Origin of the sequence: Azoarcus sp. TTM-91 (assembly GCF_012911025.1) — a bacterium.
Classification (GTDB): domain Bacteria; phylum Pseudomonadota; class Gammaproteobacteria; order Burkholderiales; family Rhodocyclaceae; genus Azoarcus.
Window position 1 is genome coordinate 1 of sequence record NZ_WUEI01000107.1, and the last position, 14833, is coordinate 14833.

16 protein-coding genes are annotated in these 14833 nt (G+C 70.3%); 1 reads left to right on the top strand and 15 read right to left on the bottom strand.

Annotated features, from left to right (window positions below; genetic code table 11):
* Positions 1 to 300 precede the first annotated feature (300 nt).
* A complete protein-coding gene (locus tag GRF61_RS19810; RefSeq protein WP_169152368.1) occupies positions 301 to 1197 on the top strand; it encodes an EamA family transporter in 897 nt (298 codons plus the stop codon).
* A gap of 255 nt (positions 1198 to 1452) precedes the next feature.
* Here the strand turns inward: GRF61_RS19810 and GRF61_RS25105 are convergent, their stop codons facing one another.
* From GRF61_RS25105 to GRF61_RS19885, 15 genes are all read right to left on the bottom strand, one after another.
* Entirely contained in the window at positions 1453 to 3474 is a 2022-nt protein-coding gene (locus GRF61_RS25105) for a methyl-accepting chemotaxis protein (protein WP_169152353.1), read from the bottom strand.
* A gap of 132 nt (positions 3475 to 3606) precedes the next feature.
* On the bottom strand, positions 3607 to 4122 hold the full coding sequence (locus tag GRF61_RS19820) for an ureidoglycolate lyase (protein ID WP_169152354.1): 516 nt from the start codon (positions 4120 to 4122) through the stop codon (positions 3607 to 3609).
* Positions 4119 to 5144 carry an allantoicase gene (alc, locus tag GRF61_RS19825; protein ID WP_169152355.1) on the bottom strand — a complete coding sequence of 342 codons (1026 nt, stop codon included), beginning with the start codon at positions 5142 to 5144 and terminating at the stop codon, positions 4119 to 4121. Before alc ends, GRF61_RS19820 begins: the two co-directional genes overlap by 4 nt.
* Positions 5145 to 5157: 13 nt before the next feature.
* On the bottom strand, positions 5158 to 6111 hold the full coding sequence (gene puuE / locus GRF61_RS19830; protein ID WP_169152356.1) for an allantoinase PuuE: 954 nt from the start codon (positions 6109 to 6111) through the stop codon (positions 5158 to 5160).
* A gap of 21 nt (positions 6112 to 6132) precedes the next feature.
* Positions 6133 to 6669, bottom strand: a complete 537-nt coding sequence (uraD, locus tag GRF61_RS19835; RefSeq protein ID WP_169152357.1) for a 2-oxo-4-hydroxy-4-carboxy-5-ureidoimidazoline decarboxylase — start codon at positions 6667 to 6669, stop codon at positions 6133 to 6135.
* 83 nt (positions 6670 to 6752) lie between these two features.
* Positions 6753 to 7946: a urate hydroxylase PuuD gene (locus GRF61_RS19840; protein WP_169152358.1), complete on the bottom strand. Its 1194-nt coding sequence runs from the start codon at positions 7944 to 7946 to the stop codon at positions 6753 to 6755.
* A gap of 13 nt (positions 7947 to 7959) precedes the next feature.
* The gene (uraH, locus tag GRF61_RS19845; RefSeq protein WP_169152359.1) at positions 7960 to 8322 is read right to left on the bottom strand and encodes a hydroxyisourate hydrolase; all 363 of its coding nucleotides are present in this window, start codon (positions 8320 to 8322) and stop codon (positions 7960 to 7962) included.
* Positions 8323 to 8474: 152 nt separating this feature from the next.
* Positions 8475 to 9383, bottom strand: a complete 909-nt coding sequence (locus tag GRF61_RS19850) for a cation diffusion facilitator family transporter (protein WP_169152360.1) — start codon at positions 9381 to 9383, stop codon at positions 8475 to 8477.
* A complete protein-coding gene (locus GRF61_RS19855) occupies positions 9380 to 10804 on the bottom strand; it encodes an ATP-binding protein (protein ID WP_169152361.1) in 1425 nt (474 codons plus the stop codon). Before GRF61_RS19855 ends, GRF61_RS19850 begins: the two co-directional genes overlap by 4 nt.
* 7 nt (positions 10805 to 10811) lie before the next feature.
* Positions 10812 to 11480, bottom strand: a complete 669-nt coding sequence (locus GRF61_RS19860) for a response regulator (protein ID WP_169152362.1) — start codon at positions 11478 to 11480, stop codon at positions 10812 to 10814.
* Positions 11481 to 11489: 9 nt separating this feature from the next.
* A complete protein-coding gene (locus GRF61_RS19865; protein WP_169152363.1) occupies positions 11490 to 12191 on the bottom strand; it encodes a cytochrome b/b6 domain-containing protein in 702 nt (233 codons plus the stop codon).
* Positions 12188 to 12682 (bottom strand): cytochrome C, encoded by a 495-nt coding sequence (locus GRF61_RS19870; protein WP_169152364.1) that lies wholly within the window; start codon positions 12680 to 12682, stop codon positions 12188 to 12190. The genes GRF61_RS19865 and GRF61_RS19870 overlap by 4 nt, the downstream gene beginning before the upstream one ends.
* On the bottom strand, positions 12679 to 13095 hold the full coding sequence (locus GRF61_RS19875) for a DUF1924 domain-containing protein (protein WP_169152365.1): 417 nt from the start codon (positions 13093 to 13095) through the stop codon (positions 12679 to 12681). The genes GRF61_RS19870 and GRF61_RS19875 overlap by 4 nt, the downstream gene beginning before the upstream one ends.
* 98 nt (positions 13096 to 13193) lie before the next feature.
* Positions 13194 to 13649, bottom strand: a complete 456-nt coding sequence (locus tag GRF61_RS19880) for a bacteriohemerythrin (protein WP_169152366.1) — start codon at positions 13647 to 13649, stop codon at positions 13194 to 13196.
* Positions 13650 to 13751: 102 nt separating this feature from the next.
* The coding region (locus tag GRF61_RS19885) for a hypothetical protein (RefSeq protein ID WP_169152367.1) at positions 13752 to 14833 on the bottom strand (1082 nt) is incomplete at its 5' end.

The window sequence follows — 14833 nt, forward strand, 5'->3', positions numbered from 1 at the left end:
GGGCTGAACAGGGGCGAAGTGAAGGTGGGACCCGGAGGGAGCGGAGGCACAGGGCGCTCTGCGGGGAGGCCTCTGGAGGGCGGAGCCCGCCGCCGGCCAGGTGCCAGGTGCCAGGTGCGGGTGGCGGCGTGCTTGCAGGCGTGCGCGGTTTCACGTCAAATCGCGCCCCCGCCGGCGCTTGCTTGACCCACGTCAAGCCATTCCCCCTGCCCTGCGGGTGCAATGTCGCCTTCCGCCGGCCTTCGCCCGGCGGGCTTCCCAGGAGTGGTGTTGAAGTCTCTCGGTTCCCAATCGCGGGCGATGATCGCCCTCGTCGTCATGGCCCTCATCTGGGGCTACAACTGGGTGGTGATGAAGAAGGTGGTGCCCTATGCGGACCCCTTCGATTTCTCCGCCATCCGCACCTTGCTGGGTGCCACCGCGCTGTTCCTGGTGCTGGTGGCCGCACGCCGGCCGATGCGGCTGCGCGCGCCGCGGCGGGTGATGCTGCTCGGCCTGCTGCAGACCGCCGCCTTCACCGGCCTGGTGCAATGGGCGCTGGTTTCCGGCGGCGCCGGCAAGACGGCGGTGCTGGTCTACACCATGCCCTTCTGGTTGCTGCCGCTGGCCTGGGCGCTGCTGGGCGAGCGGGTGCGGCGGGTGCAGTGGATTGCCATCGCCACCGCCGCGCTGGGTTTGCTGCTGGTGCTGGAGCCGTGGTCCATGCGCGGCAGCCCGCTCGCCAGCCTGCTGGCGCTGGGGGGCGGCCTGGCCTGGGCACTGGCCACCGTGGTGGCGAAACGGATACGGCGCGAAGTGGAAATGGACCTGCTGGCGCTGACTGCCTGGCAGATGCTGTTCGGCGCGCTGGCCCTGTGCCTGGTAGCGATGGCGCTGCCTTCCCGGCCCATCACCCCGGCGCCGTACTTTTTCTTCGCACTGGGCTTCACCGCACTGCTCGCCACCGGCTTCGCCTGGTTGCTGTGGCTGTATGTGCTGCAGCATCTTTCCGCCGGCATGGCGGGCCTCTCCGCGTTGGGCATTCCCTTGATCGGTGTGCTCGCAGGCTGGCTGGAACTGGGGGAGCGGCCCAGCAGCGCCGAGTTGGGGGGCATGGGCCTGATCTGCGCCGCGCTGGCTTTTTCGAGCTTGTGGTCGGCCTGGCGGGGGCAGCGCTTGGCGCGGCAGGCCGAGGCCGCGGCGGCTGCGGGGTCTTGAGAGGCGCTTTGCCTCAGGGCTTTGCCGCAGGGGTGCAAGGCCAGGAGGCGAGGCGCGAGACGCTGCGTTCCCGCTGGTCCTCAGCCGATGCCTTGCTCCCTCCCGCTGGCCGGGGCTGGGGCGAGGGGAGCCCGTGGTTGGCCGGATACTGCCTCTTCCCCCCTTCCGCCGGCGGGCGAAAACCGTTGCGGCGCTGTTGCTGCCGCCCTCGGGCCTGCCTTCAAGCCGGTACGCCCTGCCGCGGCCCCGGCGCTGCTAGCTTGCTCCGTGCTGGGTGAGGTTGCGCAGGGTGTCGGCGACCGACTTGGTGTGGGCGGCGGCCTGGGCGTTGCGGCCGCCGAAGGACTGCACCGAGGACAGCGTGCCGGATAGCTCGGCGACGCCGCTGGACTGGGCCTCGATGGCCTGGGCGACGCGGTTGATGTCGGCCGCCAGGGTGGCGATGTCGCTGCCGATCTCGCCAGCGCTGCTGCGCGATTTCTCCGCCAGCTTGCGCACCTCGTCCGCCACCACCGCGAAGCCGCGGCCGGTGTCGCCGGCGCGGGCGGCTTCGATGGCGGCGTTCAGGGCCAGCAGATTGGTCTGGTCGGCGATCTGCTGGATGATCTGCACCACGCCCTGGATACGGCCGCTGGCATGGGCCAGGGCGCGGGCGCTGCCGGCCACTTCTTCTGCCTGGCCGGTGAGGCTGGCGACGGTCTCGCCGGCACCGCGTATCACCGCTTCCTGCTCGTCCAGCTGGCTGGTGAGGCTGTCCACCGAGGTGTAGAGATCGCTGGCGCAGCTCTCCAGCTGCAGCGAGGTGTCCTCGCGCAGGCGGTGGGCGTGTTCCAGCGTGGCGCCGAGGTCGTTCAGGCCGACCACCACGTCGGCATAGCTGCCGTCGAAATCGCCGGGGTTCAGGGTTTCGTCGAAGCGCTGGGCCTTGTAGTGCTGTATCTGCTGCACCATGGCGCGCGACAGCCCGGCCAGCTTGCCGATGCGCCGGCGCAGGAAGAAGGCCTTGAACTCGCCGTAGTGGGCGACGAAGTTGTCCACGTATTCGTCGATGAAGGGCTGGCCGGGGGCGACGCGGAAGAAGAACACCGCGGTGAGCGTCTGGTTGAGGTTGAGGCCGAGGATTTCGCCGAAGGTGGAGAAGCCGGCGAGCTGGGTCTGCGGCAGCAGGCTGGCGCTGCCGGCCAGTTCGCGCTCGTTGTAGAGCCGGCGCAGGATGCAGTCGTTGAGGATGCCGGCCACCGGCGTGCCCGGCTTGCCTTGGAGGAAGCGCTGCAGGTCGCGCTGGGTGTGCTGGACGAAGCCGGTGCGGCGCACCAGCACGATCTCCTCGCCGGAGGCGACGTCGCAGTAGAAGTGCACCAGCCCGCTTTCGAGGTCGATGCGGGAGATGGAGCGCACGAACAGCTCCTCGCCGACGCGGATGGCGAAGGAGTGGTCCGCCAGCTTCTGCTCCAGCGCGGCCGGCGCGCAATCCAGCGCCTCGCACAGGGCGTCGATCATGGACATGATGCGGCCGCTGCGGGTGATGACCTGGCCGACGTAGCGCTTCTCCACCGAGGCGCTGAGCACATGGAAGGAGAGCGCTTCCGGCTCGAAGTTCTGGCTCTTGAACACGCCGAAGCGGGCACCGGACGCGGCCTTGATGAAGGCGACGGTGGCGTGGTTCTCCAGCCGGCGCTGGCCGTCATGCACCGCGGTGCCGCTGAAGTCCAGCTTGCCGCCGGCGGAGCCGCCGACGAAGAGGCAGGGGAAGCGGCCGGATTCGTACAGCGCCTCCATGAAGAAGGATTCGGAGGCGGAGAGGCCGTCGAACAGCACGAAGGCGAAGGTGTCGCGGTGGTCGATCTCCATGCCGACCTGGGCCGCGCGGATGTTGGCGCTGAGGCGGGCGATGCGCTGTTCCACCTCCATCGGCTTGCCGCCGCCGCGCAGATCCTCGCTGGCGAGCGAAATGGAGACCACCTGGGCGCGGGCGACCAGGCTGGCGTCGAAGCACTGCACCACCACCCGGTCCCACTGGTTGCCGGTGGGGCAGTAGAGCGAGCCCTCGCCGCCGCATAGCTCGCCGGCGGTGGTACAGGCGACCATGGGCGTGCCGGGAAAGCGCTGGCCGATCTCGCGCGCCACCCGGTCTATGTCCAGGTAGGGGGAAACGTAGGCGGTGATGAAGGTGGGCTGCAGCCTGAGCTGCGCCAACGCCGCCGGCAGTTCTGCGGCGCGGCACTGGAAGGTGGCGGCGCCGGTGGTGTCGTGTGGCTTCTTTCCGAACAGCTTCATTGATCTCCCCTCTTGTCCGACGCGGATGTGTGCCGGTGTTTTCCGGCATCTTCCGTGACATTAACGGGCGAAGAGAGGAAATGCTTTACGGCTACCCACCCATTCAGGGCGGCCAGCCGCGAAGCAGTCCGTTCAGCGGGGGAGGTCGATCAGCAGGGCTTCGGGCAGTTCCACTTCGTCGCAGTTGTGGCCAGGGCCGGCGCGGTCCACGACGAGGAAATCGCACACCGCGTCCAGCGCCAGCAGCGGGTGGTGCCAGACGCCGGGGGCGTAGTTCACGCCTTGTTCGGCGCTGGCGATGAACACCCGCAGGTCGGCTGCGGTGGGCGCCGCGCCGGGCGGCGCCACCACCACCAGGTAGGGGCGGCCGGACAGCGGCATGAAGGCCTGGCTGGCGAGCGGGTGGCGCTCCATCATCTCCACCCGGAAGGGCAGGGCGCGCGGTTGGCCGCGGAAAATAGAGACGATGGCGCGGCCGTCCGCCCCCGGTTCCACCGCGGCGAGGTCGTGGAAGCGCTCGGTGTTGCCGCCGTTGATGGTGTAGTGGCGCGCCGCGCCCTCCGCCTGGATGACGTCGCCGAAGGGAGCGAAGGCCTCGCGGCTGAGGGGTTCGGCGGTGCGCAGCGTCAGCCCGGCGGCGGTGCTCATTCCTTCACCTTGCCCCACAGCCGTACCCGCGACAGGCCGCCATCGGGGATGACGTTGATGCGCACATGGGTGATGGGGCCATGCGCGGCGATCTCGCCGACGAAGGTGTGGATGGCGTCCATCGACAGCGGCTGCTCCGGCAGGATGAAGGGCCAGAACATGCTCTGGGTGACCACCGACTGATCGGTGCCGCCGGCCATGAAGGCGCCCTGTATGGAGCAGCGGTCCGGGTAGTTGCCCTTGAAGTGGGCGGTGTCGATCTCGATCTTTTCCAGCGTGCCGGCGGCGCCGAGCTGGACGATGCACCAGTCGTTGCCCGGCTCGCGGCGGCGGCGGGTTTCCCAGCCGTCGCCCATGTCGCGGCCGCGGTCGGGCAGCAGCAGGTTGGATACCGAGCCGTAGTGGGAGTCGTTCCAGGCGACCGCGCGGCCGCCGTTTTCCATGGCGGCGAGGTCGTAGGTGAGGTTGGGGTTGTCGAAGGCGCCGACCGGCTGGCCGTACACCCGCAGGCGGGCGATGCCGCCGTCCGGGTAGATGTTCACCCGCAGGTGGGTCCAGGCTTCCTGGCTGGCGATGGCGAACAGGTGATGGGCGCTGGCGCCGAGCGAGACCGAGGGCAGGATCTCGGTCCATTGCGCCGCCTTCAGCGTGGCGACGTCGTCGCTGTCGGACACGGTGGCTTCGATGGACACCGCCGGCGCGTAATTGCCGGTGAAGTGGGAGGTATCCACGTCGAAGCCGCGGATGATGCCGCGGCGGCCGAGCTTGAGCAGGCACCAGTCGTGACCGGTGGTGCGCTTGCGGCGGGTCTCCCAGCCGTCCATCCACTTGCCGTTGTCGTCGTACTTGCCCGGGATGAAGACCGCCGGATCGGGGTTGAGCATGCGCGACACCTCGGCGAAGAAGTCGTCCGAGGCGTGCAGCGCGCGGGCGCCGATGCGCGGGTTGGCGAGGTCCACCGAGCGGCGGGCCCAGTCGGGCAGGTCGGCGGCGGGGGCAACGATGATGCTCTGGGTGCTCATGGGGTATCCGTGTTCAGGGCTGTTTCTTGTGGGGGTGATGTTCGATCCAGTGGCGGGCGATGTCCACCCGGCGGCAGATCCACACCCGGTCGTGGCGCTCGATGTGGTCGAGGAAGCGTTGCAGGGCGCGGAAGCGGCCGGGGCGGCCGAGCAGGCGGCAGTGCATGCCCACGCTCATCATCGCCGGGCGCTCCTCGCCTTCTTCGTACATCAGGTCGAAGGTGTCGCGCAGGTACTGGAAGAATTCGTCGCCGTGGGAGAAGCCCTGCGGCAGGGCGAAGCGCATGTCGTTGGTGTCCAGGGTGTAGGGCACCACCAGGTGCGGCACCTGGCTGCCGTCGGTCTTGCGCACCTCGGTCCAGAACGGCAGGTCGTCGCCGTAGTAGTCGGAGTCGTACAGGAAGCCGCCGTGGTCGGCCACCAGGCGCCGGGTGTTGGGCGAGTCGCGGCCGGTGTACCAGCCCAGCGGGCGCTCGCCGGTGAGGCGCTGGATGATCTCCATGCCCAGGCGCATGTGCTCGCGTTCCTCCGCCTCCGGCGTGTTCTGGTAGTGGATCCAGCGCAGGCCGTGGCAGGCGATTTCGTGGCCCAGTTCCTGGAAGGCGGCGGTGACTTCCGGGTGGCGCTGCAGCGCCATCGCCACGCCGAAGATGGTCATCGGCAGGCCGCGGCGTTCGAACTCGCGCAGGAAGCGCCACACGCCGACGCGGGAGCCGTATTCGTAGATGGACTCCATCGACAGGTGGCGGTCCGGGTAGCTGGCCGGGTTGAACATCTCCGACAGGAACTGCTCGCTGCCGGCGTCGCCATGCAGCACCGAGTTCTCGCCGCCTTCCTCGTAGTTGAGCACGAACTGCACCGCCACCCGGGCGCGGCCGGGCCAGTTGGCGTGCGGCGGGTTGCGGCCGTAGCCGACGAGGTCGCGCGGGTAGCCGGAGGATGGGGCAGGCGAGGCGGGGGAGCTCATGGGCGCGTCTCCGGGCGGGCTTCAGGCGGCGCCGAGCAGGGCGTCGAGGCGGAAGCGGGCGATCTTGGCGATTTCATCCAGGCAGGTACGGAATTCGGCTTCGGCGTCGTTGCCGAGGCGGGCCTCGATGATATCCATGATCTGGTGGCGGCTGCGTCCCTTCACCGCGATCACGAAGGGAAAGCCGAAGCGGGAGCGATAGGCGGCGTTGAGGCTGCGCAGGCGCTGCAGCTCGTCGGCGGTGCAGCGGTCCAGGCCGGCGCCTTGCTGCTCGCCGGTGGAGGCCCGGGTGAGGGTGCCGGCGGCGGCTTCCTTGCCGGCCAGTTCCGGGTGGGCGCGGATGAGCGCCAACTGCTCGGCGCGCCCGGCGCCCAGCATGGCGGCGACCATGGCCTGGTGCAGCGCGTCCACGCTGGTGAAGGGGCGGGCGGCCCAGGCACGCTCGGCGACCCAGGGCGAGTGCTCGAAGATGCCGCCCAGCTGGCTGGAGAAGGCGGCGCAGTCCAGCGCGGAGAGGTCCGCGAGCTTCTGGGCGGTGGGGAGGGCGGCGGTCATCATGGAGGACTCTGGTGTGAACGTGGATCTGCCGCTGGCCGCCAGCTGGCGGCCAGAAGCGCTTCTGCAGCGTGTTGCGTGCCGTGTCAGTCGGCGAGCCGGGCGCCCTGGGCGTGCCAGGTGGCGATCAGGCGGCGTTCCTCGTCGGTGATGTGGGTGAGGTTGCCCAGCGGCATGTAGCCGCTGGCCACCGTCTCGGCGATCTTGGCGGCGTGCTGGCCGATCTCCCCCGGTGTCTGCAGCAGCACGCCCTTGGGCGGCTGGATGAAGCCCTCGTAGGTGGGCTGGGCGGCATGGCAGGCGATGCAGCGCTGGTCCATCACCTGCTTCACCTGGGCGAAGGCCACCTTGTCGCCGCCGGCATCCACCTTTTCCGGCGCCATCAGCACCATCAACAGCGCCAGCAGGGCGACGCCGCTGGCCGGCAGCCACCACTTCACCTGGCCGCGGTGGCGCAGCACGAAGAACTGCCGTATCAGCACGCCGGCGGCCATCATCACCACCAGCACCAGCCAGCCGTTGGCATGGCTGTAGGTCATCGGGTAGTGGTTGCTGATCATGGTGAACAGCACCGGCAGGGTGAAATAGGTGTTGTGCACCGAGCGCTGCTTGCCGATCTGGCCGGGGCGCGGGTCCACCGGCTGGCCGGCGCGTATCTGCGCCACCATGCGCTTCTGGCCGGGGATGATGTGGACGAAGACATTGGCCGCCATGATGGTGCCCAGCACCGCGCCTACGTGCAGGTAGGCGGCGCGGGCGGAGAACACCTGGTGCAGCGCCCAGTCGGCGAACACCACCAGCACGAAGATCAGCCCGGCCAGCAGCGTGTCGCGGCCGACCAGCAGGCGGCAGAGCAGGTCGTAGACCACCCAGCCGGCGGCGAGGAAGCCGATGGAGATGGCGATGGCGGCCGGCGGCGTCAGCGCCATCACGTTGCGGTCTATCAGGTAGGAGGAGGCGCCGGCCCAATAGACGATGGCCAGCATGCCCATGCCGGACAGCCAGGTGGTGTAGGCCTCCCACTTGGACCAGTGCAGGTCCTGCGACAGCGGCTCGCCCTGCGGGCCGGTGAGGAATTTCTGGCTGCAGTAGAAGCCGCCGCCATGCACCGCCCATAGCTCGCCGAACACGCCGCGCTGCTTGTCCGCCGCTTTCTTCGGCGGCTTCAGCGAGGTGTCCAGCATGACGAAGTAGAAGGAGGCGCCTATCCAGGCGATGCCGGCGATCAGGTGCAGCCAGCGGACCAGCAGATTGGCCCAGTCGAGGAGATAGCTTTCCATTTGGGGCGCCGGCTCAACTGCCGCGGTAGGTGGAGTAGCTCCACGGCGAGACCAGCAGCGGCACGTGGTAGTGCTGGCCGGCCTCGGCGATGCCGAAACGCAGCACCACCTCGCCGACGAAGGGCGGGTCGGGCAGCTCGGCGCCGCCGGGGGCCTTGCGGAAATAGGCGGTGGTGTCGAACACCAGCTCGTAGCGGCCGGCGGCGAAGGCCTCGCCTTCCAGCAAGGGGGCGTCGCAGCGGCCGTCGGCGTTGGTCAGCGTGCTGGCGAGCAGGCGGCGTTCGCCGCCGGCCTCCAGGCGGAAGACGGACACCGGAATGCCCTGGCCGGGGCGGCCGAGGGCGGTGTCGAGCACGTGGGTGGTGAGTCTGCCCATGGCGGCAATTCCTGTTCATTCGTATCGGCCTCCAGTCTAGAAGCCTCGCGCCGCGTGCGGGCGGGGATGTCTGGATAACCGATATAAAGAACCGGATATTGTCCTCGCCGGCCGGGCGTGCACTGGCGGGCCGGCAGGACCCCGGCTGCGCCTCAGGTGGACGGGGGGCGGTCCAGCGTCGCGTCGGCCAGGGAGGCGGGATCCTCCAGCGGCTCCAGGTGGGTGGTGACGTGGGCGCGCGGCACGGCGGCGCGCAAGGCCGCCTCGATGCGTTCTGCCCAGTCGTGGCCGGTCTGCACCGTCCATTGGCCGGGCACCAGCACATGCAGGCTGACGAAGGCGCGGCTGCCGGCCTGGCGGGTACGCAGGGCGTGGAAGGCCAGGCCGTGGGCGCGGAAGCCGTCCAGCGCCCGCTCCAGCGCGGCCAGTTCGGCGTCGGGGAGGGCAACGTCCATCAGCCCGGCGGTGGAGCGTTCCAGCAGCCTCCAGCCGGTCCACACGATGTTGGCGGCGACCAGCAGGGCGATGGCCGGGTCCAGCCACAGCCAGCCGCTGGACCAGGCGAGGGCGACGCCGAGGATGACGCCGGCCGAGGTCCATACGTCCGTCATCAGGTGGTGGGCATCTGCCTCCAGGGTGATGGAGTGGTGGGCCTTGCCCACCCGCATCAGCACGCGGGCGGTGAGCAGGTTGATCACCGAGGCCAGCACCGAGATCGCCAGGCCGACATCCACCGCCTCCAGCGGCTGCGGCTGCAGCAGGCGCTGCACCGCGGCGTAGCCGATGCCGCCGGCCGCCAGCAGGATCAGCGCGCCCTCGAAAGCGCTGGAAAAGTATTCCGCCTTGCCGTGGCCATAGCTGTGGCGGGCGTCGGCCGGCGTTTCAGCCACGCTCAGCATGGTCAGCGCCATCAGCGCACCGGCGAGGTTGACCAGCGATTCCAGCGCATCGGAGAGCAGACCGACGGAGCCGGTGAACCACCAGGCCGCGCCCTTCAGCACGATGGTGGCGAGGGCGGCGGCGACCGAGAGCCAGGCGTAGGGTTTCAGGGAAGGACTCATGTGCGGGGCGTCCGGGCGGCGATGGGTTGGAAGGCAGGGCTGACGCATGCCGGGCGGCTGCGCGGGAGGCGCAGTTCCACCCGCAGGCCGTGGCCGGGCGGGCTGCCGCGGGGGCCGAAGCGCAAGCTGCCGTGGTGGCGTTCCACGATGCGGGCGGCGATGGACAGGCCCAGGCCGCTGCCTTCCTCGCCGGCGCTCTCCAGCCGGCGCCAGAAGCGCTGGCCCAGGCGCTGCAGTTCGTCGGCGGGAACGCCGGGGCCGCTGTCCTCCACCGTCAGCAGCCAGTCCGGCCCATCGGCGCGGAGGGCGACCTGCACCGATCCGCCCCGCGGCGTATAGCGCACGGCGTTGTCGAGCAGGTTGCGCAGCAGGATCGCCAGCCAGGCAGGGTTGCCGTGCATGGTGGCGGGGCCATCGGTGTCGAGGCTGCTGGTGTCGAGGCCGATCTCCTGGCCTTTGGCGAGCGCGCCATCGGCGGCTTCGCCCACGGCCTGGCGCAGCAGTGCATCGAGCTCCAGCGGGGTGAAGGCCGTGGCCTGCACGGCGTCGGCGCGGGCCAGCGTGAGCAACTGGGCCACCAGCCGGCTCATGCGGTCGCAGCCGGACAGCAACTGCTCCAACGCGTGCCGCCGCGCGCTGTCGTCGCTGGCGCCGAGGGCGACCTGGGCCTGGGCGCGCAGGGCGGCGAGCGGGGTGCGCAGCTCATGGGCGGCATCCGCGGTGAAGCGGCGCTCGTTCTCCAGGCTGCGTTCCACCCGTTCGAACAGGCTGTTCAGCCGCGCGACCAGGGGCGCGACTTCGGCGGGAAGGTCTGCCTCGGACAGGCGTTCGAGGCGGTCGGGCGAGCGTTCGCCCAGCTCGCCGGCGATACGCAGCAGCGGGCGCATGCCGTGGCGCACGGCCAGCCACAGCAGCACCGCCAGCAGCGGCAGGGTGAGCAGCAGGGGCCACAGCAGGCCGGCGGCGAAGCCCCGGGCCAGCTTGTCGCGCCGGGCGCTGCGCTCGCCCACTTGCACCATCAGCCCGCCGGCCGCAGCGGTGGAGGAGAACACCCGCCAGGTGTGGTCGCCGACGCTTTGGGTGGAAAAGCCCTCCCGCCGCGATGACAGCGGCGTCGCCGGGGCATTGGCGGAGTGCAGGCGCAGCTGCCCGTTCGCCCACACCTGGAAGGCGACGCGGCGCGCATAGCGATGCAGCTGCGGCGCGTGTTCTTCGTCCACCGCGGCGGGCTCGCCCAGGCCGCCGGCGCTCCCGGCCTGGGCGAGCAGGAGCGAGGCCGTCTGCACCAGGTGGGCGTCCAGCAGTTCCTCGGCCTCGTGCCTGGCCTCCATCCAGGTGAGCTGGGCGGCGACGAGCCAGGCGATGCCGACCAGGACGATGGTGATCGCGGTGATGCGGCTCTTGATCGAGGCGAGGCGCATGGCGGTTTCAGTCTCCCCGCGCCAGGTAGCCCACGCCGCGTATGGTGTGGATGAGTTCCCGCCCGAGCTTGCGGCGCAGGTGGTGGATGTAGACCTCTATGGTGTTGCTGCCGGTCTCCTCGCCCCAGGTGTAAAGCTGCTGCTCCAGCTGGGCGCGCGACAGCACGCGGCCGGGCTTGAGCATGAGGGCATGCAGCAGGGCGAACTCCTTGGCCGCCAGCTCCACCGGCCGGCCGTCGACGGTGACGGTGTGGGCGGCCGGGTCCAGCTCCACGCCGGACAGGGCCAGCCGGGGGGCGGGATGGCCCTCGGCGCGGCGTATGAGTGCGCGCAGGCGGGCGGCGAGTTCGCCCATGTCGAAGGGTTTGAGGAGATAGTCGTCGGCTCCGGCGTCGAGACCGGCGATGCGGTCATCCACCGTGTCGCGGGCGGTCAGGATCAGCACCGGCAGGCGGCTGCCTTGCGCGCGCAGGCGGCCGAGTACCGCGAGGCCGTCGCGGCGCGGCAGGCCGAGGTCCAGGACCAGGGCGGCAAAATCCGCGGCAAGCGCGCCGGCGAGCGCGGTCTCGGCGGCGATGCCGTCAGTGACCCAGGCGACGACGAAGCCGGCCTGGGTCAAGCCGGCCTGCAGCGCGTCGCCGAGCAGTTTGTCGTCCTCCACCACCAGGACCCGCATCTTTCCTCCTCAATCCCTGGCCTGATGCGCGGCGTGCGTCGGCTCCGCCACCACCGGCGCGCCCAGCCAGCCGGCGCGGTCGGCGCTCCAGAACGCGAGCACCGCCACCAGCAGCAGCACGCCGGCCACCGCGTGGCGGCTGGCGATGCCTTCGTCCGGCCGGCCGCGCTTGCTGCCGGTGACCATGGCGCGCGCCAGGTTCTCGCGGTGCAGCAGGCTGCTGACGATAACGCCCAGCACATGCACGATCACTATGGCCAGCATCAGCTGGGCGCCGGCCTCATGCACTTCCTTCAGCCATTTTCCGCCGAGTTCCTGGTAGGTGGCAAAACCGCAGGCGGCGGTCGCCAGGCCCAGGCCGAGCAGCAGGAACACCGCCAGCGCGCCGAGCGGATTGTGGCCGGCGTGGTGTTGCGGCCGCAGGGTGCGCAGAGAGTGGAGATAGTCGGCGAGCCGGGACGGCGGGAACAGGAAGGAGGAGAAGCGTGCCCAGCGGCTGCCGGCGAAGCCCCAGATGATGCGGAACAGCAGCAGCCCGGCGACGGTGTAGCCGAACATGAGGTGGACGTCGCGGTAGCGCTCGCTTTCGGCGGTGAGCCAGGCGCCAGCGAAGGAGAGTACGAGCAGCCAATGGAAGATGCGGGTGGGAAGGTCCCAGACGCGGATATTGCCGCCGCGCGTGTCGGCGAGGGGGGAAGTGGTGGTTTTCATCGGGAAGAGGCTCCGGTGGAGACGGGTAGCTGGATTTCGTGTTCGCCATAGCGGCCCTCGGCGGCGGCGCGGTGGCAGGCGCCGCAGTTGGCCGGGCTGCCGACCGCCGGGGTTCGCCACAGTGCGGCGTGGAGGCCGTCGTGGCCATCGCGGTGCTTGCGCAGGAACCAGGCGCTGGTGGTGATCCGCGGCGTATCCGGGCGCGGCGGGGCGCTTTCGTTGCCGCGGGAGGGGGCCGCCCGGGCGGCGAGGTAGGCGGCGAGCCGGTCGCGGCTGGCGGGTTCCAGGCTGGCGTCGGTGCCGAAGTGCTCGGCGAGCCCGGCCATCACCCGGGCCCAGGCTGCGCCGTCGAGCAGGCGCGGCGGGTAGGCCACATGGCAGCTGCCGCATTCCTCGCGATACTCGGGCGAGGGCGGCGAAACGAGGTCGCCGGCCAGCCCGGGGCCGGCCGCCAGGGCGAGCAGGCCAGGGAGAAGAAGGGCGCGCCTCATGGCCGCTGCTCCAGCAGATAGGCGAGGAGGTCGCCTTTCTCCGCGGCGCTGCAGGGGCGCTCGAAGACATCCGTGCAGTTGCGGCGGAACCATTTCTCCGCCCGGGCGGCGTCGGTGAAGCGCTCCGGGTTGGCGGCAGGGGCGAGCGGCGCGATCGGCTTGCCGGTGACGAGATGGCGGCCGGCGGCTACCGGCTTGTCGGTATGACAGCCGGCGCAGCGCCAGTCGTCCTTGCCGCGCTGGTGGAAGAGAGCGTTGCCGCGCGCCGCCGAGGCGGCGTAGGCGGGTGCCTCGCGGCGCGCTTCCTCGCTGTAGCGGTCGAGCAGGCCGGCAGCCGACTGCGCGCCGGCGTGCAGGGGCAGCAGGCCCAGCAGCAGGGTGAGCAGCGGGGTTGGACGGGGGAGCTTGGGCATGGATCGCCTCCTTGAAGGGAATGCGATCCAGCCTAGGGAACGGAGCTTAAGCCTGGCTTAAGTGGCTGGCATGGCCGGCGGCGCCGGGGCCTGGGGCTTCAGAAGAAGCGGCCCAGCGTCCGCGCCAGCCAGCCGGCATTCTTCTGCTCGTCCAGCGTGTCCTTGATCTGCGGGCTGACGGTGGCGACGTAGTCGGCGTCGTCGTGCTTGATGTGATTGAGCAACCAGCTGCTGAGCAGGCGATGGATCTCGGCGCTGACGTCTTCGCCGCGCTTGAAGCGCTCGCGGTACTCCTCCACCCGGCGGGTGAAGAGCTGATGCACCCGCTTGTGCGCCTTCAGGTAGGCGTAGCCGGATTCCTCCAGCAGGGTCTCTTCGAAGGCGAAGTGGGAGAGGGTGTAATCGACGAGGTCGTCCAGCACATGGCCCACGGTGGGAAGGTCACCCTTGCTGTGGACGGTTTCGAGCTGATTGACGTAATCGACCAGTCTGCGGTGCTGGTCATCTATGACCGCGATCCCGGTATCGAGATCGGCTGTCCATGTGAGACTCACTGGCTTTCCAAGGTCGGGGGCTGGAAAGCCGATGAATCTATCATGTTGCACCGTAGCAAACCGCGCGGAGGTCCTCCGTTCGGGTGACGGTTATGTTACCGATCATTTCAGGTGCAGCGACCCGACCGGCTCCACCCAGCGCACGCCATTGCGCGCCAGCCACTCGCCGGCGATGCTGTCTTGCCGCAAGGTGGCGTCCAGGAAGGCGGTGCTCACCGCCTGCACTGCGATCACCGGGCGCAGACGATCGCCGCCGCCCTGGCCTTCCTCGCGGCTGGGGGCATCGGCGCCGCTCAGCAGGGTGTAATTGCCGGCATTCAGTACCAGCTGGAATTTGTTGCCCTCCGGCATGTAGCGGAAGGGTGCCTGGCGCACCGTGGGGGTGATGCCCAGCCCGTAGCGGTCCTCGTCGGCGTCGCCGGTCACCACCAGCGTTGGGGCGAGGATGTCGCGGTAGCGCTCGCTGAGGCCGCCGGCGGCCATGTTCACATACGGGCTGAACACCGCCACCGCGGTCAGGCCGGGCAGGGTGGCCGGTTCGCGGCCGTCCGCAGCGGCGTCGCCGCCTGCCGCCGCGCGGCTTTCGCGGTAGCGCTCGCCGGCCAGCGCCAGCGCGGTCTGCGCGCCCAGTTCGAAGCCGACCACCGCGATGCGCGAGGTATCCACGCAGGCGTACATGCCGCCGTCCTTGCCCTCGGCGGCAGCCTGCCGGCGGATGGCCTCCAGCGTGCGGCGCACCGCCTCGCTGCGCTCGGCCAGCTGCGCGCCGCCGAAGCGGCTGCGGGCGAGCTGGTCGAAGGCGCCGCGGCGGGCATCCGGCGAGGACCACACCTGTGGCCCGTCGGCTTGCCGCTGCATGCCCAGCACCGCGTAGCCGGCCTGTGCCCAGGTGGTGCGCCACAGCGGCGCGGCGCGGGCGGTTTCGCCCAGGCCGGGCAGGTAGATCACCAGCGGATAGCGGCCGGGCGTGACGGGGCAATCCAGGCTGAGGTCCATGCCCCCGTGTTCGTCGCCGACATGGGCGTCGCGGCGGGTGACCGGCAGATTGCGTTCCGGATGGTAGCCGCGCTCGGCGAAACGCCGGGCTTCGGCTTCTGCCTGTTCGCCCGGGTCGGGGCGGGAGGCGCAGGCGCCGACCGCGGCGGTCAGCACAAGGAGTAGCGGCAGCAGGCCGCTGTCTCTTA